This window comes from Variovorax sp. GW821-FHT06D12, assembly GCF_059419205.1.
In genome coordinates this window covers 63,955-88,999 of sequence record NZ_JBWKRI010000002.1, presented here as the reverse complement: position 1 = coordinate 88,999, position 25,045 = coordinate 63,955, and the positions used below count along the sequence as shown (strand labels likewise).

Sequence of the window (25,045 nt, the reverse complement as noted above, 5' to 3'; positions counted from 1 at the left end):
TGGGGCGGATGAAGAGAGAATTTGCCCCCGAAAGGCTCAATGTGCCCGCGTTCACCGCGGCGGCCGCCACGCTGGATGGTGCCGATCCGGTCCCGGGTTTCGCACGCCTGGTCGCCGAACTGGCGACGCCGGCCACCGACGCCGTGGTCCGCTGGGAAGCGACCGGCGAAGAGCGCCCCGGCGCCGACGGCAAGGCGACGCCCTGGCTGCACCTGGATGTCGAAACCACCGTGCCCTTGGTCTGCCAGCGCTGCCTGTCGCCCGTCGACACCGAACTGTTCGTGGACCGCTGGTTCCGCTTCGTGGCCGACGAGGCCACGGCCGAGGCGGAAGACGAGGAGTCCGATGAAGACTTGCTGGTCGTCAGCCGCGATTTCGACCTGCGCGGGCTGATCGAGGACGAGCTGCTGATGGAAATCCCCGTCATGCCGGTCCACGACGTGTGCCCGACGCCGGTGCGCTTGTCCTCCAGCGACGACGATTTCCAGGCGGCCGAGGAGGCCAAGCCGAACCCCTTTGCCGTGCTCGGTGCGTTGCGTCCGCGCAAGCCCGAAGAGGGCAAGTAGCCCTTTCTCTCTGGCTGGGCTATAATCATGGGCTTCGCGCGCGCCGCCGTGAGCAGCAATGCATACAAGGCAAAGGCAGAACGTGGCATTCCATGCATGCCGCCGGAGCTTTCGCCTCATTGCCACCGCTTGAGCCCGCATCCAGTCACCCACCTAACCGTCCAGGAGCCATCATGGCCGTCCAGCAAAACAAGAAGTCGCCTTCCAAGCGCGGCATGCACCGTTCCCACAACGCCCTGGGCGTGCCCGGCATCGCTGTCGAGCCCACCACCGGCGAAACGCACCTGCGCCACCACATCAGCCCGAACGGTTTCTACCGCGGCCGTCAGGTGCTCAAGAACAAGTCCGAAGCCTGATCTCGAATCCCAAGGCCAAGGCCCGAAGCTACTTTTGCTGTAGCGTCGGGCCTTTGTTTTGATGGCTGCGCCTTTTTCTCCCGAACTCACTGCTGCGCCCGCCGCAATCACGCTCGCCGTGGATTGCATGGGGGGCGACCATGGGCCGCGTGTCACGCTCGCGGCCTGCCGCGCGTTTCTCGAGCGGCACAGCGAAGCCTCGTTGCTGCTCGTCGGTGCGCCGGCCGCATTGGCGGGGTTTGCCGACCATCCGCGCGCCCGCATCGTGCCGGCCAGCGAAGTCGTCGGCATGGACGATCCCATTGAAATCGCCCTGCGCAAGAAGAAAGACTCTTCGATGCGCGTCGCGATCCAGCAGGTCAAGGATGGCGCGGCGCAAGCGGCCATATCTGCCGGCAACACGGGCGCATTGATGGCGATCGCACGCTATCTGCTCAAGACGCTCGATGGCATCGACCGTCCTGCCATTGCGCCCCAGCTGCCCAATGTGAAGGGCGGAGCGACCACCGTGCTCGATCTCGGCGCGAACGTCGATTGCGATGCCGAAGACCTGCTTCAGTTTGCCGTGCTGGGTTCGGCGCTCGTTTCGGCATTGACCGGCAACGAATCGCCTTCGGTCGGCTTGCTCAATATTGGTGAAGAAGCCATCAAGGGCAGCGAAACCATCAAGAAGGCCAGTCAACTGCTGCGTGCAGCTGCCAACTCCAAGGATCTGAACTTCTACGGCAACGTCGAAGGGAACGACATTTTCAAGGGCACGACCGACATCGTCGTGTGCGACGGATTTGTCGGCAACGTGGCGCTGAAGGCCAGCGAAGGCGTCGCGTCGATGATCGGCGAGTTCATTCGTGTCGAGTTTTCGCGAAACATTCTCACGAAACTGGCGGCTATTGTTGCTTACCCGGTTCTAAAAGCGTTCAAAGGTCGCCTGGATCACCGTCGCTACAACGGTGCGGCCTTGCTGGGCCTGCGCGGGCTGGTGTTCAAGAGCCATGGCTCGGCCGACGAAGTGGCTTTCGGCCATGCGTTGGATCGCGCTTATGATGCCGCTCGCAACAACCTGCTCGATCGCGTGCGGGCCCGCATCGCCCACGCCGCGCCTTTGCTCGCGCGGCAGGAGTCGGCGGTGCCGGCCGACGCGACAGCCCTTCACGCTTGATGACCCCTTTTTCGCGCATTACCGGCACCGGCAGCTACCTGCCCCCCCGCCGCGTCACCAATGACGACCTTGCCAAGGATCTGGCGACACGCGGCATCGAAACTTCCGATCAGTGGATCGTCGAGCGCACCGGCATTCACGCGCGCCACTTCGCGGCGCCCGATGTCAGCAGCAGCGATCTCGGCCTCGAAGCCGCGAAGCATGCACTGGAAGCCGCCGGCCGCAAGGCGAGCGACGTCGACCTGATCATCGTCGCGACCTCGACGCCGGACATGGTGTTCCCGTCGTCGGCCGCGATCCTCCAGCACAAGCTCGGCATTGCCGGCTGCCCGGCCTTCGACGTCCAGGCGGTCTGCAGCGGTTTCGTCTACGCACTGACGGTGGCCGACGCGATGATCCGCACGGGCACCGCGCGCTGCGCGCTGGTGATCGGCGCCGAAGTGTTCTCCCGCATCCTCGACTTCAACGACCGCACCACCTGCGTGCTGTTCGGCGACGGCGCGGGCGCGGTGGTGCTCGAGGCTTCCGACGAACCTGGCATTCTGGCCAGCGACCTGCATGCGGACGGCAAGCACGTCGGCATCCTGTGCGTACCCGGCCATGTGTCGGGTGGCAACGTGCTCGGCACGCCGCTGCTGCACATGGACGGCCAGGCCGTCTTCAAGCTGGCGGTCCGCGTGCTCGAAGATGCCGCGCGCGCCACGCTGGCCAAGGCCGACAAGACCGAGGCTGACATCGACTGGCTGATTCCGCACCAGGCCAACATCCGAATCATGGAAGGCACGGCCAAGAAGCTGAAGCTGCCGCGCGAGAAGCTGGTCGTCACGGTGCACGAGCACGGCAACACCTCGGCCGCCTCGATCCCGCTGGCGCTCGACGAAGCCGTGCGCTCGGGCAAGGTGAAGAAGGGTGAGACCCTCATGCTGGAAGGCGTGGGCGGTGGCTTCACCTGGGGCGCGGTGCTATTGAATCTGTAGTGCGTCGCGGCGCCCCGAAGCGGGCGTCGGCGCGATGACGAAGAAACAACAATGAAATCCTTTGTTTTTGTCTTTCCAGGTCAGGGCTCGCAGGCGGTCGGCATGCTCGACGCCTGGGGCGATCACCCGGCCGTGGTCGAGACCTTGCGTGAAGCCTCCGAAGCGTTGGGCGAAGACATCGGTGCACTGATCAAGAACGGTCCCAAGGAAGAACTGGCGCTCACCACCAACACGCAGCCCGTGATGCTGGTGGCTGGCGTGGCCGCCTGGCGTGCCTGGCTGGCCGAAGGCGGCGCCACGCCGTCCGTGGTCGCCGGTCATTCGCTGGGCGAGTATTCGGCGCTGGTGGCCTCGGGCGTGCTCACGCTCTCGCAGGCCGCACCGCTGGTGCGTTTTCGTGCGCAGGCTATGCAGCAGGCGGTGCCGGTCGGTGTCGGCGCGATGGCGGCGATCCTCGGCATGGCGTCCGACAAGGTGGTCGCCGGCTGCGCCGAAGCCACCGCCACGTTCGGCCCCGGCAGCGCCGAAGTGGTCGAGGCCGTGAACTTCAACGATCCGATGCAGACCGTGATCGCCGGCAGCAAGGCCGCGGTCGACAAGGCCTGCGAGCTGCTGAAGGCCAACGGCGCCAAGCGCGCATTGCCGCTGCCGGTGTCGGCGCCGTTCCATTCGAGCCTGATGAAGCCTGCGGCCGAAGCCCTGCGCGAGAAGCTCGCGAGCGTGGCGCTGGCCGCGCCGCAGATTCCGGTGCTCAACAACATCGACGTGGCCGTCGAGACCGATGCCGATCGCATCCGCGACGCCCTGGTGCGCCAGGCCGCCGGTCCGGTGCGCTGGGTCGAGAGCGTTCAGGCCTTGAAACTGCGCGGTGCAACCGCCATCATCGAGTGCGGTCCCGGCAAGGTGCTGGCCGGCATGGTGAAGCGCATCGCCCCCGAACTGGAAGCCGCGTCGGTGTACGACCCAGCCACCCTCGCGGACGTCCGACAATCGCTCGCCGGCTGAACGCCGCCAGGCCCCGATACTTTTTCTCTTTTATGAGCACTCCCAAATTCGAAGGCCAGGTCGCCCTGGTCACCGGCGCAACGCGCGGCATCGGCGCTGCCATTGCACTCGAACTCGCGCAGCGCGGCCTCAAGGTCGTGGGCACCGGCACCACCGACGATGGCGCCGCCAAGATCACCCAGGCGCTGAGCGCGTTCGACGGCCGCGGCCGTGCGCTCGACGTGAACGACGGTGCTGCCGTCGAAGCCCTGATCGACGAGATCGTGCAGGCTTACGGCGCGATCCACGTGCTGGTCAACAACGCCGGCATCACGCGCGACACGCTCGCCATGCGCATGAAGGACGACGACTGGGACGCGGTGCTTGACACCAACCTCAAGGCCGTCTTCCGTCTCTCGCGCGCGGTGATCCGCCCGATGATGAAACAGCGCTATGGCCGCATCATCAGCATCACGAGCGTGGTGGGCGCGTCCGGCAATGCCGGCCAGGCCAACTACGCGGCCGCCAAGGCCGGCGTGTCGGGCATGACCCGTGCGCTGGCCCGCGAACTCGGCAGCCGCAACATCACGGTCAACTGTGTCGCGCCGGGCTTCATCGAAACCGACATGACGGCCAGCCTGCCGGAAGCCCAGCAACAGGCGCTGCTCTCGCAGATCCCGCTGGGCCACCTGGGCAAGCCGGCCGACATCGCGCATGCGGTGGCCTACCTCGCATCGCCGCAGGCCTCGTACGTGACGGGGCAGGAGCTGCACGTCAACGGCGGCATGCACATGTAGCCGAAAGGCGCAATCTTTTTCCGTACCGGAGCGCGGGGCAAATGCCACGGGCCGCCCGGCTAAAATCCACCAGTTACCTACAACCCTTAGAGGGAATCAAATGAGCGATATCGAAGCACGTGTCAAGAAAATCATCGCCGAGCAACTCGGCGTGGAAGAGTCCCAAGTGACGAACGAAAAGGCTTTCGTGGCCGACCTCGGCGCTGACTCGCTCGACACGGTCGAACTCGTGATGGCACTCGAAGACGAGTTCGGCATCGAGATCCCGGACGAAGACGCCGAGAAGATCACGACGGTGCAGAACGCCGTCGACTACGCCACCAAGAATCAAAAGGCCTGATCGGCCAGCTGACACTGCAACGACGGCCGGCGGCTCTTTTTTCAACCGCCCGCGCCGATCGGCAGCTGCTCAGCGCTTCCAGAAAGGTTTGCCGGCATGACCAAACGCCGCGTCGTCGTGACCGGACTCGGTTGCATCGCTCCTGTCGGAAACACCGCAACCGAATCCTGGGCCAACCTGTTGGCCGGGAAGTCGGGCATTGCGAACATCACCGCGTTCGATGCAAGCGCCTTCGCCTGCAAGTTCGCCGGTGAGGTCAAGGGTTTCGACATCACCCAATACATCTCGGAGAAAGAAGCGCGTCACATGGACCGCTTCATTCATCTGGGACTCGCCGCCGCCATCCAGGCGGTGCAGGACAGCGGACTGCCGACCGGCGAAGCGCTGCCCTATGAAAAGGCCGTGCGCATCGGCTGCAACATCGGCTCGGGCATCGGCGGTCTGCCGATGATCGAACAGACGCATGGCGAATACGCGAGCCGCGGCCCGCGCCGCATTTCGCCGTTCTTCGTGCCGGCGTCGATCATCAACATGATCTCGGGCCACGTCTCGATCAAGTACGGCTTCAAGGGCCCGAACATCGCCGTCGTGACCGCCTGCACCACCGGCCTGCATGCCATCGGCACGTCGGCACGCATGATCGAGTACGGCGATGCCGACGTCATGATCGCGGGCGGCGCCGAATCGACCATTTCTCCGCTCGGCATCGGCGGCTTCACCGCGCCTCGCGCATTGAGCACCCGCAACGACGATCCCACCACGGCCTCGCGCCCGTGGGACAAGGACCGCGACGGCTTCGTGCTGGGCGAGGGCTCCGGCGTGCTGGTGCTCGAGGAGTACGAACACGCCAAGGCGCGCGGCGCCAAGATCTACGCTGAGGTTTCAGGCTTCGGCATGACCGGCGACGCGTACCACATGACCGCGCCCGACGTCGACGGCCCGCGCCGTTCGATGGCGATGGCGCTGGCCAATGCGGGTGTCAACGCCGACGAGGTCCAGTACCTGAACGCGCACGGCACCTCGACGCTGATCGGTGACCTCAACGAGACCAACGCGGTCAAGCTGGCGTTCGGCGATCACGCGAAGAAGCTCGTCGTCAATTCGACCAAGTCCATGACCGGCCACCTGCTGGGCGGCGCGGGCGGCATCGAATCGGTGTTCACGGTGCTTGCGCTGCATCACCAGAAGAGCCCGCCGACGATCAACATCTTCAACCAGGATCCGGAGTGCGATCTCGACTACTGCGCCAACGAGGCGCGCGATCTGAAGATCGACGTCGCGGTCAAGAACAACTTCGGCTTCGGCGGTACCAACGGTACGCTGGTGTTCAAGCGCGCTTGAGCGTCGCTCTCCCATGCACAGCGCACCGTCGGTGACCTATCCGGTGGGGCGCACCCGCGGCGCGACCCGGATTCTTCTGGCCCTTTGGACCCTGGGCGTCTGCTGCGCCGGCGCGGCCTGCTATCTGTTCGATAGCAATGGCTGGCGCCAGTTGCTGCTGCTCCTCAGCGTCGTCTTTTCCGGTGTCGCGGCAGGTTTTGGCCTGCGGCGCGACGGTGCGGCGACGCTGCATTTCGATGGATCGCACTGGTCGCTGACCGGTGCCGATCCGACGCGTGGCGTGCTCGCCGCGCGCGCCGTCGTGGCGCTCGATTTCCAGTCGCTGCTGCTTGTGCGCCTGGCCGAACCCGGCCGCGCGGCGCGCTGGGTCTGGCTCGAGCAGCGGGCCATGCCCGAGCGCTGGCGCGACGTGCGCCGTGCGGTCTATGCGCGGCCCCCGGCGGCCGAGCCGGCCGGCGATCCCTGGCGCGCGACCGCTCCGGCCGACGCGCCCTGACCCGTTTCGATGACCACGTCCTTGCCTCCCGTGCCTCCGGAGTCCGCGCTGCCCGATGAGGCGGCGCAGGCGCCGCGCCCGGGTGAGGTCGATTTCCAGCTGGTGCAGCGCACCGTCGCGGGCGACCAGAAGGCGTTCGAGCTGCTGGTCATCAAGTACCAGCGCCGCATCGAACGGCTGATCGGGCGCATGGTGCGCGATGTCGACCTGATCGAGGACATCGCCCAGGAAACCTTCATTCGCGCCTACCGCGCGCTGCACCAGTTCCGCGGCGAGGCCCAGTTCTACACCTGGCTGTACCGGATCGCAGTGAACACCGCCAAGAAGGCGCTGGTGGACATGAAGCGCGATCCGACCGTCTCCGAAAGCGCACTGCGTTCGTCCTCGGACGACGAAGATGAAACTTACCGTCCTGGAAACGAACCAACCAGCGATGAAACCCCCGAATCGGTCATGGCGGCGAACGAAATCGCCAGTGCCGTCGAGGCTGCCATGGAAGCGCTCCCGACCGAGCTGCGCCAGGCGGTCACGCTGCGCGAGATCGAGGGGATGAGTTACGAAGAGATTGCCGAGGTCATGGATTGCCCGATCGGCACGGTGCGCTCGCGTATTTTCCGGGCGCGCGAGGCCATTTCGGCCAGGGTCAAGCCGCTGCTGGACAACCAGTCCGGCAAGCGTTGGTAGATCAGCAGGTGAATGACATGAATCAGACGATGACGGTTCGGGAACAGGTGTCCGCACTGGCGGACGGCCATTTGCAGGGCGAGGCGTTCGCGCGTGCGATCGAATCCGTCTGCGCCGAGGACGACTCGCGCGACGCCTGGCACGCCTACCACGTGGTGGGCGATGTGCTGCGTTCGTCGGCGCATTCGCGCTGCAGCGACACCTCGGCCTTCCTGGCGCGTTTCCAGCAGCGGCTCGCCGATGAGCCTGTCGTGATCGCTCCGCCCGCGTCCGTGGCCCCCCTGGCCGCCGTGCCGGCTGCGATGCCCGTGCGGCAGCGTGCCGAGGCGGCCAACGAGCCGGTGTTCCGCTGGAAGCTGGTGGCCGGCGCTGCGTCGCTGATGGCCGTGGCGGCCATCAGCTGGACGCTGGTCGGCAACGGCGCTGCGGTGCCGAACGGCGGTGCCCAACTGGCCGCGGTGCAGCCGCCCGTGGCGAATTCGGTCCTGGCGGCCGCTGCCGGTGGCAGCGCGGCGCCCGGCAACGGCGCCCTGACGCCGACCCGCGTGCTGGTCGGCAGCGGCAATCCGCAGGTCATGCTGCGCGATCCGCGCCTCGACCAGCTGCTCGAAGCCCACCAGCAGGCCGGTGGTGCATCGCAAATGCCGTCCGGTTTCCTGCGCAACGCCACCTTCGAGGGCCCCACGCGCTGATTGCGCGACCGTCGCCGCCTGCAATGACCGTTGTTCACATGCCGATTTCCGCACGCACCCTGGTGCTCGCGTTTGCTGTTCTTTGCCTGGGGCAGATGGCCACCGCGCAGACCCGCTACGGCGCGGCGAACACGAAGAGCGTGCCCTCGGCGCAGACCGACGAACCGCCGGCCATGGGCGTGACCGAGTGGCTGCAGCGCATGCATGCGGGCGCGCGGCAGCGCAGCTACGTGGGCACCTTCGTGGTGTCGGCCCCGGGCGGAGACCTGTCGAGCGCGCGCATCTGGCATGTGCGCGACGGCGATCACCAGCTGGAGCGCATCGAAGCGCTGTCGGGCCCGCCGCGCTCGACCTTCCGGCGCAACCGCAACGTGATGACCTTCCTGCCCGAGGCGAAGGTCGTGAAGGTCGAGAAGCGCGAGAACCTCGACCTCTTCCCCAACCTGCCCGACAAGCCCGATTCGTCGGTGGGCGACTACTACGACGTGCGCGCCATCGGCAAGGACCGCGTCGCGGGCTTCGATGCCGACGTGGTGCAGCTGGTGCCGCGCGACGGCCTGCGCTTCGGCTACCGCATCTGGAGCGAACGCCGCTCCGGTCTCGTGGTGAAGCTCCAGACCGTCGACAGCGACACCCGCGTCGTCGAGCAGTCGGCGTTCTCCGAGCTGCAGCTCGATGCGCCCGTGAAGGCGCAGGCGCTGGCGCAGATGATGGCCAACACGAACGGCTACCGCATCGAGAAGCTCGAACTCGAGCGCAGCACCGCGCAGGACGAAGGCTGGATGCTGCGCACACCCGTGGCCGGATTCAAGCCCCGAAGCTTCTTCCGACGCCCCGCGCTGCCCGCCGGCGACGGCAAGCCGCCCAAGTCCGAGGCGACCACCGTCCAGTGGACCTTCTCCGACGGCCTGGCAACGGTCTCGCTCTTCATCGAACGCTACGATCCCGCGCGCACGCCCAGCGATGGCGTGCTGACCATCGGTGCCACCAACGCGATCCGTCGGCGACTGCCCGCACCGGCCAGCGACTGGTGGCTGACCGCGGTCGGCGAGGTGCCGCAGCAGACGCTCAATGCCTTTGCCCAGAGCCTCGCGCGCACGCGCTGACGGGCGGTGCGCTGACGCTGTGCAGGCGTTCGGGCTGAACCAAGCCGGCGCCGGGTACTCATAGCCTCTGTCGTTATTTGCAGCTCTGTTCTTTTTGAAAGACAACCGATGATGTTCAAAGTCGAGGGACACAAGCTTCGTTCCGGTCTGCTGGCCTTTGCGCTGGCGCTGACGGCCGGCGCCACTTTCCTGCCGGTCGAGTCGGTGCATGCGCAGACGCGCACGCTGCCCGACTTCACCGACCTGGTCGACCAGGTCGGTCCGTCCGTGGTCAACATCCGCACCGTCGAGAAGGTCGCGCAGCGCGGCGGCGGCAACGGCGAGATGGACGAGGAGATGCAGGAGTTCTTCCGCCGCTTCTTCGGCCAGCCGCTGCCGGGCACCCCGCGCCAGGGGCCGCGTCCGAACCGTCCGCAGCAGGAAGAAGAGCGCCCGCGCGGCGTGGGCTCGGGCTTCATCCTGACGGGCGACGGCTACGTCATGACCAATGCGCACGTGGTGGAAGACGCCTCCGAGGTGCTGGTCACGCTGCCCGACAAGCGCGAGTTCAAGGCCAAGATCATCGGCGCCGACAAGCGCACCGACGTGGCCGTGGTGAAGATCGAAGCCACGGGCCTGCCCGCGGTGAAGGTGGGTGACATCTCCAAGCTGCGCGTGGGCGAGTGGGTGATGGCGATCGGTTCGCCCTTCGGCCTGGAGAACACCGTCACGGCCGGCATCGTGAGCGCCAAGCAGCGCGACACGGGCGAGTACTTGCCGTTCATCCAGACCGACGTGGCCATCAACCCCGGCAACTCGGGCGGCCCGCTGATCAACATGCGCGGCGAAGTGGTGGGCATCAACAGCCAGATCTATTCGCGCTCGGGCGGCTTCATGGGCATCTCGTTCTCGATCCCGATCGACGAGGCCATCCGCGTCAGCGAGCAGTTGCGCACCTCGGGGCGCGTCTCGCGCGGGCGCATCGGCGTGCAGATCGACCAGGTCACCAAGGACGTGGCCGAAGCCATCGGCCTGGGCAAGGCGCAGGGCGCGCTGGTGCGCGGCGTCGAAGCCGGTTCGCCGGGCGAGAAGGCCGGCGTGGAGCCGGGCGACGTCATCACCAAGTTCGACGGCAAGGCGATCGAGAAGCCGAGCGACCTGCCGCGCCTCGTGGGCAACACCAAGCCGGGTACCAAGAGCACGTTGACCGTGTTCCGCCGTGGCAGCTCGCGCGACCTCAGCGTGACCATCGCCGAGATCGAGCCCGACAAGCCCGCCAAGCGCGCAACCGACCGCGATGAGCCGGCTGCGAAGCCGTCTGCTTCCGCGGCCCTCAAGTCGCTCGGCCTCGCGGTCAGCGACCTCAGCGATGCGCAGAAGAAAGAGCTCAAGCTGAAGGGCGGCGTGAAGGTCGATGCCGCCAACGACGCCGCGGCACGGGCCGGCCTGCGTGAGGGTGACGTCATCCTCGCGGTGGGCAATCTCGAGGTGGCGAATGCCCGCGAATTCGAGGCAGCGGTCGCCAAGGCGGACAAGGCCAAGTCGCTGAGCGTGCTCTACCGCCGGGGCGACTGGGCGCAGTACGCCCTGATCCGACCCGCACGCTGATACGGCGGCGGCGTCAAGTGGCCCCACCCGGCAGTCGGGTTTGGGGCCATTTTTTCGAGGTGTTTACGACGCTTCGGCACCAGCCTCTAAAAAAATCCAGGGCCTCGAAAACGACAAGATTTGTTTGCGTTCACTAACTTATAAAAGGGCTAAGGACGAATTTCGGTAGAATAGACAGCTCCTGGCGGCCAGTCAGCGCATAAAGAGGGCGATGGCCTTCACGATGCGAGATGTCACACAGCCGTCCACCGGTGCTCCACAGATCGCCCACAAGTTGTTCAGCTACTGCTCCACCGATCCTGTTGATAAGTTGTGAGTATCTTTGATGTTGTGGACCTGCAACGAGCCCTTTGGACCCTGTTCCCGGATGTACGTGCTTCCCTTTTTGCCTACAATGAAGTTCCAACTACTGCAGTTGCCATTGCTTGTTGGTTCAGGGCGCGTCTCCAGAAGACGCGCCCTTTTTTCTTGGCCCCGCCCCTCGGCGCCCGAGCCAATTCAAGTACTTAAGCGTTCCCGTTGATGAATCACATCAGAAATTTTTCGATCATTGCGCACATCGATCATGGCAAGTCGACGCTCGCAGACCGTTTGATCCAACGTTGCGGCGGCCTCGCGGAACGCGAGATGGAAGCGCAGGTGCTCGACTCGATGGACATCGAAAAAGAGCGTGGGATAACCATCAAGGCGCAGACCGCCGCGCTGCACTACAAGGCACGCGATGGACAGGTCTACAACCTCAATCTGATCGACACGCCGGGCCACGTCGACTTCTCGTACGAAGTGAGCCGCTCGCTGTCCGCGTGCGAAGGCGCATTGCTCGTTGTCGACGCATCGCAAGGCGTCGAAGCGCAGACGGTGGCCAACTGCTACACCGCGCTCGACCTCGGCGTCGAAGTGATCCCGGTGCTCAACAAGATCGATCTGCCGAATGCAGACCTCGACAACGCGCGCACTGAGATCGAAGACGTGATCGGCATCGATGCGACCGACGCGATTCCGTGCTCCGCAAAAACCGGTGTCGGCATCGACGACATCCTCGAGACCATCGTCGCGCGCATGCCCGCACCGCGCGGCAATCCCGACGGCCCGCTGCGCGCGATGATCATCGACAGCTGGTTCGACCCGTACGTCGGCGTCGTGATGCTGGTGCGCGTGGTCGACGGCCGCCTCGTGAAGGGCGAGCGCATCAAGATGATGGCCTCGGGCGCCATGTACAACGCCGACAGCATCGGCGTCTTCACGCCCGCCAACGAAGCGCGCGCGTCGCTCGAAGCCGGCGAGGTGGGCTACATCATCGCGGGCATCAAGGAGCTGCAGGCGGCCAAGGTCGGCGACACGGTCACGCTGATCCGGCCCGGCACTGGTGGCGCGGCCGCCACGGCCACCGAGGCGCTGCCCGGCTTCAAGGAAATCCAGCCGCAGGTGTTCGCGGGCCTGTATCCGACCGAAGCCAGCGAGTACGACTCGCTGCGCGACGCGCTCGAGAAGCTCAAGCTCAACGATTCGTCGCTGCGCTACGAACCCGAAGTGAGCCAGGCGCTGGGCTTCGGCTTCCGCTGCGGCTTCCTGGGCCTGCTGCACATGGAGATCGTGCAGGAGCGTCTGGAGCGCGAGTTCGACCAGGACCTGATCACGACCGCGCCCAGCGTGGTCTACCAGGTGGTGCGCAACGACGGCGAAGTGATCATGGTCGAGAACCCGTCCAAGATGCCCGACGTCGGCAAGATGGCGGAGATCCGCGAGCCCATCGTCACCGTGCACCTGTACATGCCGCAGGAATACGTCGGCTCCGTCATGACGCTGGCCAACCAGAAGCGTGGCGTGCAGCTGAACATGGCCTACCACGGCCGCCAGGTCATGCTGACCTACGAGATGCCGCTGGGCGAAATCGTGCTCGACTTCTTCGACAAGCTGAAGTCGGTGAGCCGCGGCTACGCCTCCATGGACTACGAGTTCAAGGAGTACCGTGCGTCCGACGTGGTGAAGGTCGACATCCTGCTCAACGGCGACAAGGTCGATGCGCTGTCGATCATCGTGCACCGCAGCCAGTCGCAGTACCGCGGCCGGGCGGTGGTGTCGAAGATGCGCGAGATCATTTCGCGCCAGATGTACGACGTGGCGATCCAGGCGGCCATCGGGGTCACCATCATTGCGCGTGAGACAATCAAGGCACTTCGCAAGAACGTGCTCGCCAAGTGCTACGGCGGCGACATCTCCCGCAAGAAGAAGCTGCTCGAGAAGCAGAAGGCGGGCAAGAAAAGAATGAAGCAGATCGGTTCCGTCGAAGTCCCGCAAGAGGCCTTCCTCGCGATTCTGCAGGTCGAAGACTGATCACCACGAACATGGCATACCTCACCACCCTGGTTCTCGCGGCGTTCGCCAGCTACGTCGGCGCCTGGTATTTCGGCGCGCTCGAAGGCAACTTCGCGCTGCTGCTGTTCGTGGCCACGGTGGTCACCGGGGTCTACTGGCTGGCCGAGCGCTTCTACTTCCTGCCGCAGCGCGAACGCGCCGCCGCCACGCTCGAGAGTTCCATCGCCGAACGCAACACGCGGCTGGCGGGGCAGGGCATCACCCAGGTCGACACCACCGACGCCAAGGCCAGCGAGCGCCTGCTGATGCAGCCCTGGTGGCTCGACTGGACCGCGGGCCTGTTCCCGGTGATCCTGGTGGTGTTCCTGCTGCGCTCGTTCCTGTACGAGCCCTTCAAGATTCCCTCGGGCTCGATGATGCCCACGCTGCTGACCGGTGACCTGATCCTGGTCAACAAGTTCACCTACGGCCTGCGCCTGCCAGTCGTCAACACCAAGCTCACCGACGGCACGCCGCTGGCGCGCGGCGACGTGGTGGTGTTCCGCTACCCGCCCAAGCCCAGCATGGACTACATCAAGCGCGTGGTCGGCATCCCGGGCGACGAGGTGGCCTACCTGAACAAGAAGCTCACGATCAACGGCCAGCCGGTGGGCAAGGCCCCGATCGCCGACTACCTCGATGGCGAGTCGATGCGCATCCTGAAGCAGTTCGACGAAGACCTCGGCGGCAAGCAGCACAAGATCCTCAACGACGAGAACGCCCCCGCCTTCGTGCCGGGTGCCAGCGACTTCCCGTTCCGCGAGAACTGCCGCTACTCGGTCGAGGGCGTGGTGTGCAAGGTGCCCGAAGGCAACTACTTCATGATGGGCGACAACCGCGATAATTCGGCCGATTCCCGTTTCTGGGGATTCGTACCGGACAAGAACATCGTGGGCAGGGCCTTCTTCGTCTGGATGAACTTCGGCGATCTCGGTCGCATCGGTCCGTTTCAATAATTAATCAACAGTCAACGTTACTGTTCGAGGGGTAAGAGGGCATGAGAACCAACAGTCGGTCCGTCCGTGGCAGTGCCGCGCACCAGCGCGGCATCTCGTTCATCGGCCTGGTGTTCGTCGCGGCGGTGCTGGGCTGCGTGGGCGTTGTCGTCGCGCAGGTCATTCCGACGCTGATCGAATGGCAGGCCATCGACAAGGCCGCCAACAAGGCCAAGGAAGGCGCCACGGTGCCCGAGATCCGCGCGATCTTCGACCGTGCCCAGGCCATCGACGACTTCAAGTCGGTCAGCGGCCGGGACCTCGAGATCAAGAAGGTGGGCGACAAGGTCGTCGTGTCGTATGCGTACGAGCGCGAGATCCCCCTGTTCGGGCCGGCCTACCTGACGCTCAAATACAAGGGCGCGTCCCGCTGACCGCGGTGTCGAACAAGAAGGTGGACGGCAGCCTCGTCGCGCTGCAGGCGCGCCTTCAGTACACGTTTTCGGACCCGCGCCTGCTCCAGCTCGCGCTCACGCACCGCAGTTTCTCGGCCGACCACAACGAGCGCCTCGAGTTTCTCGGCGACTCGGTGCTGAACCTGGCCGTCTCGCACCTGCTGTACATCCGTCTCTCGGAACTGCCCGAGGGCGACCTGTCGCGCGTGCGGGCCAACCTGGTCAAGCAGGACACGCTGCACCGGCTCGCGCTGGGACTGGCGCTGTCGCCGCTGTTGCGCCTGGGCGAAGGCGAAGCCCGCTCGGGCGGCCCGAACCGGCCCTCCATCCTGGCCGACGCGCTCGAAGCGCTGATCGGCGCGGTCTACCTGGACGCCGGCTTTGCCGCCGCGCAGGCGCTGGTGCACCGGCTCTACGAGGCGGTCGAGATCAATCCCCGCATGGAAGCCGCCGCGAAAGACCCGAAGACCGAATTGCAGGAATGGCTGCAGGGCCACAAAATGAAGCTGCCGGTGTACCGCGTGGCAGCGACGCTGGGTGCAGCGCACAAGCAGACCTTCGATGTCGAGTGCGAGGTGCCCGAGCTGGGCCTTCGCGAGCGCGGCATCGGCGGCTCGCGCCGCGCCGGCGAGCAAGCTGCCGCGGCCGCCATGTTGATCCGGCTCAAGGCACGCGGCGCCGCGTGAAATCAGAATGAACGATGTAACCAATCCCGCAGCGGGACCCGAAGACACCGCAGGCGACACGCCTGCCACCGGGCCGCAGCACTGCGGCCTGATCGCCATCGTCGGCAAGCCCAATGTGGGCAAGTCGACGCTGCTCAATGCGCTGGTCGGCCAGAAGATCAGCATCACCTCGCGCAAGGCGCAGACCACGCGCCACCGCATCACCGGCATGCGCACGCTGGGCGTCACGCAGTTCGTGTTCGTCGACACGCCGGGTTTCCAGACCCTGCATGCCAACGCGCTGAACAAGTCGCTCAACAAGACCGTGCAGGGCGCGGTCGGCGACGTCGACCTGATCCTGTTCGTGGTCGAGGCCGGCAGTTTCACGCCGGCCGACGAGCGCGTGCTCAAGCTGCTGGGCAAGGGCATCCCCACGGTGCTGCTGGCCAACAAGCTGGACAACGTGCACCGCCGCGGCGACATCGCGCCGTGGCTGCAGACGATGCAGGCCAAGCACAGCTTCGCGGAGTTCGTGCCGATGTCGGCCAAGAACTCGAAGGACGTCGAGCGCCTGTTCGGCATCTGCGAGAAATACCTGCCCGAGCAGCCCTGGTTCTACGACGAAGACGAGCTCACCGACCGCAGCGAGAAATTCCTCGCCGGCGAGCTGGTGCGCGAAAAGCTCTTCCGCCTCACGGGCGACGAGCTGCCCTACACATCGACCGTCATCATCGACAAGTTCGAGGAAGAGCCGCCCCAGAAGAAGGGCCAGAAGCGCCTGCTGCGCATTGCCGCCACCATCGTGGTCGAGCGCGATGGCCACAAGGCCATGGTGATCGGCGACAAGGGCGAGCGCATCAAGCGCATCGGCATGGAAACCCGCGTCGAGCTCGAGAAGCTGGCCGACGCCAAGGTGTTCCTCGAGCTGTGGGTGAAGGTGCGCTCCGGTTGGGCCGACGACGAGGCGCGCGTGCGCTCCTTCGGCTACGAATGAAGTGGCTGCCGCTCATCGCGTTTCGCATGAACCGGCTTACGTGCTCCATCGCTACGACTGGAGCGAGTCGAGCCTGATCCTCGAAGTCTTCACCCGCCACCACGGGCGCATCGCGCTCGTGGCCAAGGGGGCGAAGCGGCCGAGTTCCAATTTCCGACCCGTGCTGCTGCCGCTGCAGCCGCTGCAGCTGAACTACGGCGGCGACGCCGAGATCCGCACGCTCAAAGGCGCCGAATGGATGGGCGGCCACGTCATGCCGACCGGCGAGGCGCTGCTCTCGGGCTACTACGTCAACGAACTCCTGCTGCGCCTGCTGGCGCGCGACGACGCGCACGAGGCGCTGTTCGACGCCTACGCCGGCGTGGTGCAGGTGCTGGCCGGCGACCATGCGGGCGCCCAGGCCGCGACGCAGGCCGCCGCGCTGCGCGCCTTCGAGCTGCTGCTGTTGCGCTCGGTCGGCCTGCTGCCCTCGCTCGACGTGCAGACGCTCACCCTGGAGCCGCTGGCGGCCCGCACGCGCTACACCCTCGTGCCCGAAGCCGGCCTGCGCCAGGCGGCCAAGGACGAGGCCGCGCTGGCCGGCGCCGACTGGCAGGTGTTGCAGAGCGTGCTCGACGACCGCACCCCGTTCACCGCCACCCTGCGCGAGGTCGCGACGATGAACGCCGGCAGCAACAGTGCCCTGCGTAACCAGCTGCGGGCCTTGCTCAACTACCATTGCGGCGTGACCACGCTGCGCACGCGGCAAATGATGAGGGATCTGCAAGCACTATGAGCACTTCTTCGGGCGATGCCGGTACCACGGCCCTGTCAGTCAATCTCAACAAGGTCGCCCTGGTGCGCAACACGCGCCACCTCGGCATCCCGAGCGTGGTGGGCGCGGCCCAGGCCTGCCTGGCTGCGGGCGCGCAGGGCATCACCGTGCACCCGCGCCCCGACGCGCGCCACATCCGCGCGCACGACGTGAGCGACCTGTCGGAACTGCTCGCCAAGGACTGGCCGGGCATCGAGTTCAACATCGAAGGCAACCCCTTCCACAACCTGATGGACTTCGTGCGCGAGCTCAAGCCGCACCAGGCCACCTTCGTGCCCGACAGCGAAACCCAGTCGACCAGCGACCACGGCTGGAGCTTCCCCGAAGACGCCGAACGCCTGCGCCCGCTGGTCGCCGAAGCCAAGGCGTTGGGCGTGCGCGTGAGCCTGTTCATGGACCCGATCCCGGAGATGATGGCCGCCGTCAAGGCCGTGGGCGCCGACCGCGTCGAGCTCTACACCGAAGGCTACGCCGCCTCGCGCGGCACGCCGCAGGAAGCCGCCGTGCTCGCGCGCTACGTGGCCGCGGCGCAGGCCGCGCATGCGGCGGGCCTGGGCGTCAACGCCGGCCACGACCTGAGCCGCGACAACCTCACGCCGTTCCTGCGCGCCGTGCGCGGCGTGCACGAGGTGTCGATCGGCCATGCCTTCGTCGCCGATGCGCTCGAACTCGGGTACGCCGCGACCACGCGCGACTACCTGCGCTGCATCGCCGACGCCGCATGATCTACGGCATCGGGACCGACATCTGCGACGTGCGCCGCATCGCGGCCACCTTCGAGCGCCAGGGCGAGCGCTTCGCCCGCCGGGTGCTGAGCGATGCCGAGTTCGCCATCTGGCAGGCCCGCGCCGCGCGCTGGCCCAAGCGCGGCCTGAGCTACCTCGCCACGCGTTTTTCCGCCAAGGAAGCCTTCAGCAAGGCCATCGGCCTGGGCATGCGCATGCCGATGAGCTGGCGCCTGTGCGAGATCGCCAACCTGCGCAGCGGCAAGCCGGTGATCGTGTTGCACGGCGAACTCAAAGACTGGTTCGAGGCGCAGGGCCTGACGGCGCACGTGACCGTCACCGACGAAACCGAGTACGCCGCCAGCTTCGTGGTGGTGGAAAAGGCCTGAACGAATCTCCGGCGCCGTTGCGCCTTGCCGACCGATCGACCGACATGACCGAACTGAACCACGCGCCGCTCCTCATCGATGTGGCCGGCACCGAACTCACCCCCGCCGACCGCCGGCGCCTCGCGAACCCGCATGTGGGCGGCGTGATCCACTTCACCCGCAACTGGCAGGATCGCGCGCAGATGACCGCGCTGAACGCCGAGATCAAGGCGATCCGGCCCGATCTGCTGATCTGCGTCGACCACGAAGGCGGTCGGGTGCAGCGCTTTCGCACCGACGGCTTCACGCGGCTGCCCTCGATGCGCAGCCTGGGCGAGCTGTGGATGCACGATGCCCTGCGCGCCACGCAGGTCGCTACCGCCGCCGGGCAGGTGCTGGCCGGCGAGCTGCGCGCCTGTGGCGTCGACTTCAGCTTCGCGCCGGTGCTCGACCTGGACTACGGCGGCAGCAGCGTGATCGGCGACCGCAGCTTCCACCGCGACCCGCGCGTGGTCGCGCTGCTCGCCAAGAGCGTGATGCACGGCATGCTGCAGATGGGCATGCGCAACTGCGGCAAGCACTTTCCGGGGCACGGTTTCGTGCAGGCCGATTCGCACGTCGAAATTCCGGTCGACCGGCGCAGCCTGAAAGCCATCCTGGCCGACGACGCGCGGCCCTACGACTGGCTGGGCGGCACGCTCGCGGCCGTGATGCCGGCGCACGTGATCTACCCGAAGGTCGACAAGCGGCCGGCGGGTTTCTCGTCGAAATGGCTCAAGGCAATCCTGCGCCAGCGCTTCGCGTTCGATGGCGCCGTGTTCAGCGACGACCTGAGCATGGAGGCGGGGCGCTACATCGATGGCGAGCTGCTGAGCTACACAGATGCGGCCCTGGCTGCGCTCGAAGCCGGATGCGATCTGGCGCTGTTGTGCAACCAGAGTGTGGGAGACGGGCGTTTGCTGGACGACTTCCTCGACGGCTTCGAGGCTGCCGTGCGCGCGGGCCGATGGCAGCCGGACACGAACAGCGAAGCGCGCCGACAGGCGCTGCTGCCGACGGGCGCCGCCCCCGGCTGGCAGACGCTGGTCGCCTCGCGCGGATACCGCGACGCAAGGCGGATCGTGGACATCTGAGCGCTGCTGTCCCGCCAATCCAGAGCCCGCCATGCCCCTGTGCCTCAGTCTTTTTCAGCGCATGGATGAGGCTGTGCTGCGCAACCATGCGCACTACTGTCGCCTGTTTGGTTACCCCCACCAATGGCTGGAGAGCGACAAGCTGATCCATCCGACGCTGCGTGCCAGCGCCAAGTACAGCCAGATCCTTCGCCATTTGCGGACGCTGGACGAGGGTGACTGGCTGCTTTTTCTCGATGGCGATTCGGTGATCTTTCACCCCGTGGCCATCGACACCCTGGTGCAGGGCCTCGACCTGCTTGCGGCGGAAGGGCCGCCAACCGACGGTCGGCCGGGGCCGGCCATGACCAACACGCTGGTCGTGCGCAACACGGCGGCCAATCGCGCGTTGCTGCACCAGCTGATCGTGGACTCGGGCCATGTCGTTGCACTGGAGTCTGACCGGCTCGACGAGACGGCACGGCTGCGTCCAGCAGGACTGCTGGCGTGCAATGGCATCGTGGCCGATGTCTACTTCAACGTGTCCTGGCGCATTGCGCAGTGGCACAACGCGCGGGTCTTCGTGGTCAATCTGGCGCCATTGCCTGTTCCGTTGCCAGGCGGTGGATGGCGCGACGAGGTCCTGCACGACGTGAACCTGCAGGCCTTGCTGGTGCGTGAAGTCAACGGCGCGCTGATGCACGGTCGGCCCGTACTGCAGCCACCCCAATACCCCTCGCTTGGCGACGAACCTCTCAGCAGCCTCAACCCCGGCGCACGCATCGCGTTTGTGACGCTTTACACCCACCACGTGCAGACCTATGCCCGGGTCTCGGAGCACAACGTGCGCCGCTACTGCGAGAGGCACGGCTACGCGTACCACGTGTATCGCGAGGTTCCCCACGAGATCGGACCGGGCATCAACGGCTCCTGGGTCAGGAGCTGGCTGCTGCAACAGCACCTGCCAGATCACGACTGGGTGATCTGGGTCGATGCCGATGTGCTCTTCTTCAACCAGTCTCGTCCGATCGAGCCCCTGCTGCAGGGGCGCGACCTGCTGCTGGCCAAGGATGTGGGCGCGTGGCTCTTCAATTCCGGCGTGATGGGGTTCCGCAGTACGCCGCGCAACCTCGAATTGCTGGCGCAGATCTGGTCGCGGATCGGCGAGGTGGCTGACAAGTCGGGCGTCTACAGCAGTATGGGCGACCAGTACTACACCAACGAGGTGTTGAGCCAGGCGTCGCTCCTGGACGAGCGCAGCGTGCTCGACAACCTGACCATCAACACGCCACCCTTGCTTGCAAGCGAAGACACGTTGCTCGTGCATTTCGTGAGCCTCGCCGAGCCTTATCGGTCCGTGTACATGGCTGCGATGGACGCCGCGTCGCAGCAGGTCCGGTAGGCAGGCACGACGCCGGTGCATTGCCACAAGCTGGGAAGCACACGCTACCACCAGATTCTTCCGATCACGGCCGATAAGCTCTATGAGCGCAGCAACGATCTCTACGACGTGGTGATCCTGGGCGATGTCATCGAGGACATGCTCCACGCGCAAGGCCGCGACTTGCTGGAATTTCTCAACTACCGGTCGCGCTATCTCATCGTTTCCGCACCGGAATGGGACATGACAACTGGGCCGGGCCCGGTCTGGCCGAGGTGGTGAGTGCGGTCAATGGGGCCTGACTTTTCAACGGACATTCCAGCGGCCAGAAGCTGCCGGTCAACCTGACGATTCGCGACACGCGCTACAAGGAACAGACCGACGGGCACAATGTGGTGCTGTATCGCCCCCTCTGACAAGCGTTGTCCCATGGCCGAAGCCGACAAGATTTCCCTTCGTGATATCGACATCATCGTCTCCTACAGGGAGGCGAATGAAGAGCGGCGAGAGAACCTCTACGCCGTGCTGGCGCATCTGGGCCGCACCTATACCGACTACCGGTTGTGGTTGATGGAGGCTGCGCCGACTCCGCGCTTCGAGTGGCAGAGGTTGAACGATCCGAAGATCCGGCATGTCTTCATCCACCACGACGGGCCGTTTCCCAAATCGATGCTCTACAACACGGGCGTTCGGCTGGCTCGCAGCCCTGTCATCTGCTTCCATGACGCCGACTCCATTGCCCAACCGTCAACGCTGCGCGGCTGCGTCGATGCGCTGCTGGACCGAGGCGACAGCGACGTGCTGTGCCCTTACTGGAACGTCATCAACATTGCCGGCGAGCTCAAGCGCAATTTCATGCAGTCGCCCGACTACGCACGGTTCGCATCGATCAACGCGGAGCAGTTGCCTGCGGACACCAGCGTGCTGTACTCGAATGCCAACGGGGGCATCGTGCTGTTCAAGCGCAGCGAGTACATCCGCGTCGGCGGATACAACGCGCGCCTGGAGGGGTGGGGCGGCGAGGACGATGAACTGCTGCGCAGGGCAGGGCGGCTGGGGTTGCGTTGGCACTCGATACCCGTGCCCTTGTTCCACTTGCACCACGACTCGGGTTCGCGCAATGCATTGATCGAGAGCATCCGCGACTCCGACAACTTGCGCGCGTCGAACGCCATCGAGAGCATGTCGCAGGAAGAGTTGGAAACACTCGCGCGTGAGTTGGCCGATTTTTTTCGCTGAAACCGAGCGGCAAACCCGCCTCAACCGTCGACTGAATCAGCGCACAGCCTGGTTCTCGCGCCAAGCGAAGAATTGTTCCAGCGCTGGCTGAATGAACGAAGCCTGGGACTTCGCGGTAAATAGCCGATGCCCCAGGTCGGCGCGTTCGCGCAACTGCTCGGGCGTGGAAATCAGTCGCTCTGCTGTGTCGACCAGCTGCTCGTAGGGGACGCCGAAAAGGCCCTGGCGCAACTCGGTGCGCAATTCGCTGTCATCGTAGATCTCCGTGAGGATGGCTTTCCTTGCGACAAATCCTACGGCCAGCCGCGGAAGCTCCACGGTTCGCGTGGTGTCAAGATAGCTCACATTGAGCATCAACTTGCTTCGCATCAGGAGCGCAGACCTCTCTTCGGCAGGAATCGAGTGATGTGCTTCGACACGCAACCCTCGCTCGCGCATTTCATCGAGGAGGCGATGCCGCCGCGCATTCAGGCTGCCGAAGAAAAGCACATCGATGTCTTCCACGGGAGGGGCCTGAGCTTCCGGCGGTGCCAAGATCGCCCCGGCCTGGTAGCCGAGTGGAACCAGGCTGGCGTGCGGTATGCCGAGTTCCGCGTACCTTCTAAAGTTCAGCTCGCTGTACTCCCACACGTAGCTGTTACGCAGAACTTCCAGATAGATCGGATTGAAGGCGTTTCCACCCTCCACGAGTTGCTCGATGTTCACGACGATGCAGTTCGGCGCCAGATGAGCGAGATCCTTCCACTTCAGCGATGCGGCCCCGAACATGATGATGTTGACTCGAGCCGCATCGATCTGAGCGTAGTTCCACGTGACGTCGTACCCGAGCTCGCACAATCCCAGCCGGAAGCCTTCGACGATTTCCCCGACCATTTGCGGGTCGCCGACAGAAGTGAGATGCAGTTTTGGATTCATTGAATGATCACGCGCTAGGGGCGCTGCCTGCGAGCAAGGTGTCGGGGCGGGCTCGATCAAGATTTTCGTTGGTCACAGCTTTTTTCCTGCGAAACCCGTTGATGCCTGCGATCAGGAGTTTCATTTTTTCACTCCTCGCAGTCACGCGGGATCTTGCCCAATGCCTGCGAGCTGAAAAAGTTTACGCCCCGTTTGACTCGGCGGCCAGAGGATGAGCGCGGCCGTTCGATGCCCAGAGCGGCGTTCCGTCTGAATCCAGGTGCGTCAGATACAGCCGCAAGTCGAATTCAAGCTGCCGATAGTCCGGCTCCATGTGCATGCACAGTGCGTAAAAAGCCTTGTCGTGGTCGCGCTCCTTCATGTGCGCGAGCTCGTGCACGACGATCATCCGCAACAACGCCAGCGGCACGTCCTTGAACAGGCTCGCCACCCGAATCTCGCGCTTGGCCTTGAGCTTGCCGCCCTGCACGCGCGACACCGTGGTGTGCGTGCCCAGCGCATTGCGGATCACGTGCAGCTTGTTGTCGAACATCACCTTCGACAGCGGGGCGGCCTTGCGCATGAACTCGTTCTTGAGTTCGGTCACGTAGTCGTAGAGTGCGCGATCGGTCTGGATGCCGTGCACGCCGTCGGGATAGCGCTTGCCGAGCAGCACCCCCAGCTTGTCTTCGGCGACCAACTGGCGGACCTGGTCCAGCAGAGGCCCCGGATAGCCCGCCAGGTATTTCATGCGCGACGGCGCGCTGTGTGCGCCGCGCAGGCCAGCCCCGTGGCCACGCCGCCGAACAGGTCGCCTTCGACCAGGTTCACGCCCGCAAAGCTCTTGCGCAGGGCGTGCTGGAATGGCCGCAGCGCCGAGGAGCCGCCGGTGAGGTAGATCGCGTCGAGGTCGCTGCTGCGCAAGCTGGCGCGCTTGACGCACGCATGTGCGCAGGCGATCACGTTCTCGAGCGGGCCGGCCAGCTGCTGCGCCATATCGTCCGGTGTGAGTGAGGCCACCAGCCCGTGCTCGGCGCAGGAGAGGTCGATGGCTGTCGCCGCGTCGGTCACTGATGCATCGATCTTGGCCGCTTCCACCGCGCTCGCGATGCGGTGGCCGTGCCGTTCTTCGAGCACGGTCATCAGCCGGTCGTGCAACCGCGTGTCGCTGTAGCTCGTGCGCAGGTCTTTCGCCTGGCGCACCGCCTTGGCGGCGTAGAGCCAGTTGATCAGGTGCCAGGACGAGAGTTCGAAGAACACCTTGCTCGGCACCTCGCGCCCTTGCGGCCCGGTGTGGCGAAAGCCGAACTGCGGCATCACGCGTTCGAGGTTCAGGCGCTGGTCGAAATCGGTGCCGCCGATGTGCACGCCGCTGGTGGCCAGCACGTCGTCGGTGCGGTCCTCGCGTGCAGCTCGCTCGGGGCCGACGCGCACGACGGTGAAGTCGGAGGTGCCGCCGCCGATGTCGACGATGAGCACGATCGACTCTTTGGTGATGCGCTGCTCGTAGTCGAAGGCGGCTGCGATCGGTTCGAGCTGGAAGCCGATCTCGCGAAAGCCCGCGGCGCGCGCCGCGTGACGCAGGCTTTCCTCGGCGCGTTCATCGCGTTTCGGATCGTCATCCACGAAATGCACGGGTCGCCCGATCACCACGCGCTCGGGCATCTGGCCGAGCTCGCGGCTGGCGCGCACGGCCAGTTCGCGCAGGAAGCGCGCGATGATGTCCTCGAAGCTCACCAGGCCGTCGTAGATGGCGGTCTTTTCCTGCATCAGCGCGCTGCCGAGCAGGCTCTTCAGCGAGCGCATCAGGCGGCCTTCGGTGCCCGAGAGGTACTGGCCGATGGCGTCGCGACCGAAGTGGGTCGTGCGGTCTTCGGCGTTGAAGAAGATCGCGGTGGGCAGGGTGGTGGCCGCGCCTTCAATGGGCAGCAGGCGAGCCACGCCGTCGACCCGGCAGGCCACGGCGGAGTTGGAGGTGCCGAAGTCGATGCCGATCGTCGGCAGCGACGACGGTGACAACACG

Annotated in this window: 28 protein-coding genes; 25 read left to right on the top strand and 3 right to left on the bottom strand. The window is 65.5% G+C overall.

Annotated features, from left to right (window positions below; genetic code table 11):
- The first annotated feature begins 8 nt into the window (after positions 1-8).
- The 25 genes from AC07SQ_RS06865 to AC07SQ_RS06745 all read left to right on the top strand — a co-directional run bounded on the left by AC07SQ_RS06865 (position 9) and on the right by AC07SQ_RS06745 (position 22,128).
- Positions 9-566 carry a YceD family protein gene (locus AC07SQ_RS06865; RefSeq protein ID WP_095746469.1) on the top strand — a complete coding sequence of 186 codons (558 nt, stop codon included), beginning with the start codon at positions 9-11 and terminating at the stop codon, positions 564-566.
- Between the two features lie 173 nt (positions 567-739).
- A complete protein-coding gene (rpmF, locus tag AC07SQ_RS06860; protein ID WP_057592299.1) occupies positions 740-922 on the top strand; it encodes a 50S ribosomal protein L32 in 183 nt (60 codons plus the stop codon).
- Between the two features lie 61 nt (positions 923-983).
- Complete coding sequence (gene plsX, locus AC07SQ_RS06855) at positions 984-2,081, top strand: phosphate acyltransferase PlsX (RefSeq protein WP_082818146.1); 1,098 nt, start codon at positions 984-986, stop codon at positions 2,079-2,081.
- On the top strand, positions 2,081-3,058 hold the full coding sequence (locus tag AC07SQ_RS06850) for a beta-ketoacyl-ACP synthase III (protein WP_495271892.1): 978 nt from the start codon (positions 2,081-2,083) through the stop codon (positions 3,056-3,058). Before plsX ends, AC07SQ_RS06850 begins: the two co-directional genes overlap by 1 nt.
- A 51-nt stretch (positions 3,059-3,109) precedes the next feature.
- Positions 3,110-4,063, top strand: a complete 954-nt coding sequence (gene fabD, locus AC07SQ_RS06845; protein WP_495271891.1) for an ACP S-malonyltransferase — start codon at positions 3,110-3,112, stop codon at positions 4,061-4,063.
- A gap of 32 nt (positions 4,064-4,095) precedes the next feature.
- Positions 4,096-4,839 (top strand): 3-oxoacyl-ACP reductase FabG, encoded by a 744-nt coding sequence (fabG, locus tag AC07SQ_RS06840; protein ID WP_062475549.1) that lies wholly within the window; start codon positions 4,096-4,098, stop codon positions 4,837-4,839.
- Between the two features lie 100 nt (positions 4,840-4,939).
- Positions 4,940-5,179, top strand: coding sequence for an acyl carrier protein (gene acpP / locus AC07SQ_RS06835; protein ID WP_007830471.1), 240 nt, complete (start codon positions 4,940-4,942; stop codon positions 5,177-5,179).
- Positions 5,180-5,275: 96 nt separating this feature from the next.
- A complete protein-coding gene (gene fabF, locus AC07SQ_RS06830) occupies positions 5,276-6,520 on the top strand; it encodes a beta-ketoacyl-ACP synthase II (protein ID WP_495261026.1) in 1,245 nt (414 codons plus the stop codon).
- A gap of 13 nt (positions 6,521-6,533) precedes the next feature.
- On the top strand, positions 6,534-7,016 hold the full coding sequence (locus AC07SQ_RS06825) for a hypothetical protein (protein ID WP_495268099.1): 483 nt from the start codon (positions 6,534-6,536) through the stop codon (positions 7,014-7,016).
- 9 nt (positions 7,017-7,025) lie between these two features.
- Entirely contained in the window at positions 7,026-7,700 is a 675-nt protein-coding gene (gene rpoE / locus AC07SQ_RS06820; protein ID WP_235926394.1) for an RNA polymerase sigma factor RpoE, read from the top strand.
- Between the two features lie 17 nt (positions 7,701-7,717).
- Positions 7,718-8,392, top strand: a complete 675-nt coding sequence (locus tag AC07SQ_RS06815; RefSeq protein WP_495271890.1) for a sigma-E factor negative regulatory protein — start codon at positions 7,718-7,720, stop codon at positions 8,390-8,392.
- 38 nt (positions 8,393-8,430) lie between these two features.
- The gene (locus AC07SQ_RS06810) at positions 8,431-9,498 is read left to right on the top strand and encodes a MucB/RseB C-terminal domain-containing protein (protein ID WP_495271889.1); all 1,068 of its coding nucleotides are present in this window, start codon (positions 8,431-8,433) and stop codon (positions 9,496-9,498) included.
- 108 nt (positions 9,499-9,606) lie between these two features.
- On the top strand, positions 9,607-11,085 hold the full coding sequence (locus AC07SQ_RS06805) for a DegQ family serine endoprotease (RefSeq protein ID WP_062475536.1): 1,479 nt from the start codon (positions 9,607-9,609) through the stop codon (positions 11,083-11,085).
- Between the two features lie 522 nt (positions 11,086-11,607).
- Positions 11,608-13,419, top strand: a complete 1,812-nt coding sequence (gene lepA, locus AC07SQ_RS06800) for a translation elongation factor 4 (RefSeq protein WP_070062248.1) — start codon at positions 11,608-11,610, stop codon at positions 13,417-13,419.
- 11 nt (positions 13,420-13,430) lie between these two features.
- Positions 13,431-14,396, top strand: coding sequence for a signal peptidase I (lepB, locus tag AC07SQ_RS06795; protein WP_062475534.1), 966 nt, complete (start codon positions 13,431-13,433; stop codon positions 14,394-14,396).
- 41 nt (positions 14,397-14,437) lie between these two features.
- Positions 14,438-14,809 (top strand): DUF4845 domain-containing protein, encoded by a 372-nt coding sequence (locus tag AC07SQ_RS06790; protein WP_062475531.1) that lies wholly within the window; start codon positions 14,438-14,440, stop codon positions 14,807-14,809.
- A 20-nt stretch (positions 14,810-14,829) separates the two neighbouring features.
- Positions 14,830-15,516, top strand: a complete 687-nt coding sequence (gene rnc / locus AC07SQ_RS06785) for a ribonuclease III (RefSeq protein ID WP_056572447.1) — start codon at positions 14,830-14,832, stop codon at positions 15,514-15,516.
- Positions 15,517-15,523: 7 nt separating this feature from the next.
- A complete protein-coding gene (era, locus tag AC07SQ_RS06780) occupies positions 15,524-16,489 on the top strand; it encodes a GTPase Era (RefSeq protein ID WP_495264314.1) in 966 nt (321 codons plus the stop codon).
- 1 nt (position 16,490) lies between these two features.
- Positions 16,491-17,264: a DNA repair protein RecO gene (gene recO / locus AC07SQ_RS06775; RefSeq protein ID WP_062475523.1), complete on the top strand. Its 774-nt coding sequence runs from the start codon at positions 16,491-16,493 to the stop codon at positions 17,262-17,264.
- The gene (locus AC07SQ_RS06770) at positions 17,261-18,028 is read left to right on the top strand and encodes a pyridoxine 5'-phosphate synthase (protein ID WP_139702431.1); all 768 of its coding nucleotides are present in this window, start codon (positions 17,261-17,263) and stop codon (positions 18,026-18,028) included. The genes recO and AC07SQ_RS06770 overlap by 4 nt, the downstream gene beginning before the upstream one ends.
- Positions 18,025-18,417, top strand: a complete 393-nt coding sequence (acpS, locus tag AC07SQ_RS06765; protein ID WP_056572075.1) for a holo-ACP synthase — start codon at positions 18,025-18,027, stop codon at positions 18,415-18,417. The genes AC07SQ_RS06770 and acpS overlap by 4 nt, the downstream gene beginning before the upstream one ends.
- A gap of 44 nt (positions 18,418-18,461) precedes the next feature.
- The gene (gene nagZ / locus AC07SQ_RS06760; RefSeq protein ID WP_495271888.1) at positions 18,462-19,529 is read left to right on the top strand and encodes a beta-N-acetylhexosaminidase; all 1,068 of its coding nucleotides are present in this window, start codon (positions 18,462-18,464) and stop codon (positions 19,527-19,529) included.
- Positions 19,530-19,560: 31 nt separating this feature from the next.
- Positions 19,561-20,910 carry a glycosyltransferase family protein gene (locus AC07SQ_RS06755; protein ID WP_495271887.1) on the top strand — a complete coding sequence of 450 codons (1,350 nt, stop codon included), beginning with the start codon at positions 19,561-19,563 and terminating at the stop codon, positions 20,908-20,910.
- Positions 20,911-20,925: 15 nt separating this feature from the next.
- Positions 20,926-21,171, top strand: coding sequence for a hypothetical protein (locus AC07SQ_RS06750; RefSeq protein ID WP_493193360.1), 246 nt, complete (start codon positions 20,926-20,928; stop codon positions 21,169-21,171).
- Positions 21,172-21,318: 147 nt separating this feature from the next.
- Positions 21,319-22,128, top strand: a complete 810-nt coding sequence (locus AC07SQ_RS06745; protein WP_495271886.1) for a galactosyltransferase-related protein — start codon at positions 21,319-21,321, stop codon at positions 22,126-22,128.
- 36 nt (positions 22,129-22,164) lie between these two features.
- Here AC07SQ_RS06745 and AC07SQ_RS06740 read toward each other — a convergent pair whose 3' ends face one another.
- The 3 genes from AC07SQ_RS06740 to AC07SQ_RS06730 form a co-directional block, all read right to left on the bottom strand.
- Complete coding sequence (locus AC07SQ_RS06740) at positions 22,165-23,043, bottom strand: hypothetical protein (RefSeq protein ID WP_495271885.1); 879 nt, start codon at positions 23,041-23,043, stop codon at positions 22,165-22,167.
- 181 nt (positions 23,044-23,224) lie between these two features.
- Entirely contained in the window at positions 23,225-23,773 is a 549-nt protein-coding gene (locus tag AC07SQ_RS06735) for a YgjP-like metallopeptidase domain-containing protein (RefSeq protein WP_495271884.1), read from the bottom strand.
- A complete protein-coding gene (locus AC07SQ_RS06730) occupies positions 23,770-25,044 on the bottom strand; it encodes an Hsp70 family protein (RefSeq protein ID WP_495271917.1) in 1,275 nt (424 codons plus the stop codon). The genes AC07SQ_RS06735 and AC07SQ_RS06730 overlap by 4 nt, the downstream gene beginning before the upstream one ends.
- Between the last annotated feature and the right edge of the window lies 1 nt (position 25,045).

What these genes read in the sequence shown, in the direction of transcription:
- AC07SQ_RS06815 (WP_495271890.1), top strand. Translation starts at nt 7,718, where the DNA reads ATGAATCAGACGATGACGGTTCGGGAACAGGTGTCCGCACTGGCGGAC.
- fabG (WP_062475549.1), top strand. Translation starts at nt 4,096, where the DNA reads ATGAGCACTCCCAAATTCGAAGGCCAGGTCGCCCTGGTCACCGGCGCA.
- lepA (WP_070062248.1), top strand. Translation starts at nt 11,608, where the DNA reads ATGAATCACATCAGAAATTTTTCGATCATTGCGCACATCGATCATGGC.
- plsX (WP_082818146.1), top strand. Translation starts at nt 984, where the DNA reads ATGGCTGCGCCTTTTTCTCCCGAACTCACTGCTGCGCCCGCCGCAATC.
- nagZ (WP_495271888.1), top strand. Translation starts at nt 18,462, where the DNA reads ATGACCGAACTGAACCACGCGCCGCTCCTCATCGATGTGGCCGGCACC.
- fabF (WP_495261026.1), top strand. Translation starts at nt 5,276, where the DNA reads ATGACCAAACGCCGCGTCGTCGTGACCGGACTCGGTTGCATCGCTCCT.
- acpP (WP_007830471.1), top strand. Translation starts at nt 4,940, where the DNA reads ATGAGCGATATCGAAGCACGTGTCAAGAAAATCATCGCCGAGCAACTC.
- lepB (WP_062475534.1), top strand. Translation starts at nt 13,431, where the DNA reads ATGGCATACCTCACCACCCTGGTTCTCGCGGCGTTCGCCAGCTACGTC.
- AC07SQ_RS06790 (WP_062475531.1), top strand. Translation starts at nt 14,438, where the DNA reads ATGAGAACCAACAGTCGGTCCGTCCGTGGCAGTGCCGCGCACCAGCGC.
- acpS (WP_056572075.1), top strand. Translation starts at nt 18,025, where the DNA reads ATGATCTACGGCATCGGGACCGACATCTGCGACGTGCGCCGCATCGCG.
- era (WP_495264314.1), top strand. Translation starts at nt 15,524, where the DNA reads ATGAACGATGTAACCAATCCCGCAGCGGGACCCGAAGACACCGCAGGC.
- rpmF (WP_057592299.1), top strand. Translation starts at nt 740, where the DNA reads ATGGCCGTCCAGCAAAACAAGAAGTCGCCTTCCAAGCGCGGCATGCAC.
- AC07SQ_RS06735 (WP_495271884.1), bottom strand. Translation starts at nt 23,773, where the DNA reads ATGAAATACCTGGCGGGCTATCCGGGGCCTCTGCTGGACCAGGTCCGC.
- rpoE (WP_235926394.1), top strand. Translation starts at nt 7,026, where the DNA reads ATGACCACGTCCTTGCCTCCCGTGCCTCCGGAGTCCGCGCTGCCCGAT.
- AC07SQ_RS06865 (WP_095746469.1), top strand. Translation starts at nt 9, where the DNA reads ATGAAGAGAGAATTTGCCCCCGAAAGGCTCAATGTGCCCGCGTTCACC.
- AC07SQ_RS06755 (WP_495271887.1), top strand. Translation starts at nt 19,561, where the DNA reads ATGCCCCTGTGCCTCAGTCTTTTTCAGCGCATGGATGAGGCTGTGCTG.
- fabD (WP_495271891.1), top strand. Translation starts at nt 3,110, where the DNA reads ATGAAATCCTTTGTTTTTGTCTTTCCAGGTCAGGGCTCGCAGGCGGTC.
- AC07SQ_RS06740 (WP_495271885.1), bottom strand. Translation starts at nt 23,043, where the DNA reads ATGAATCCAAAACTGCATCTCACTTCTGTCGGCGACCCGCAAATGGTC.
- AC07SQ_RS06805 (WP_062475536.1), top strand. Translation starts at nt 9,607, where the DNA reads ATGATGTTCAAAGTCGAGGGACACAAGCTTCGTTCCGGTCTGCTGGCC.
- AC07SQ_RS06810 (WP_495271889.1), top strand. Translation starts at nt 8,431, where the DNA reads ATGCCGATTTCCGCACGCACCCTGGTGCTCGCGTTTGCTGTTCTTTGC.
- AC07SQ_RS06770 (WP_139702431.1), top strand. Translation starts at nt 17,261, where the DNA reads ATGAGCACTTCTTCGGGCGATGCCGGTACCACGGCCCTGTCAGTCAAT.
- AC07SQ_RS06825 (WP_495268099.1), top strand. Translation starts at nt 6,534, where the DNA reads ATGCACAGCGCACCGTCGGTGACCTATCCGGTGGGGCGCACCCGCGGC.
- AC07SQ_RS06850 (WP_495271892.1), top strand. Translation starts at nt 2,081, where the DNA reads ATGACCCCTTTTTCGCGCATTACCGGCACCGGCAGCTACCTGCCCCCC.
- AC07SQ_RS06745 (WP_495271886.1), top strand. Translation starts at nt 21,319, where the DNA reads ATGGCCGAAGCCGACAAGATTTCCCTTCGTGATATCGACATCATCGTC.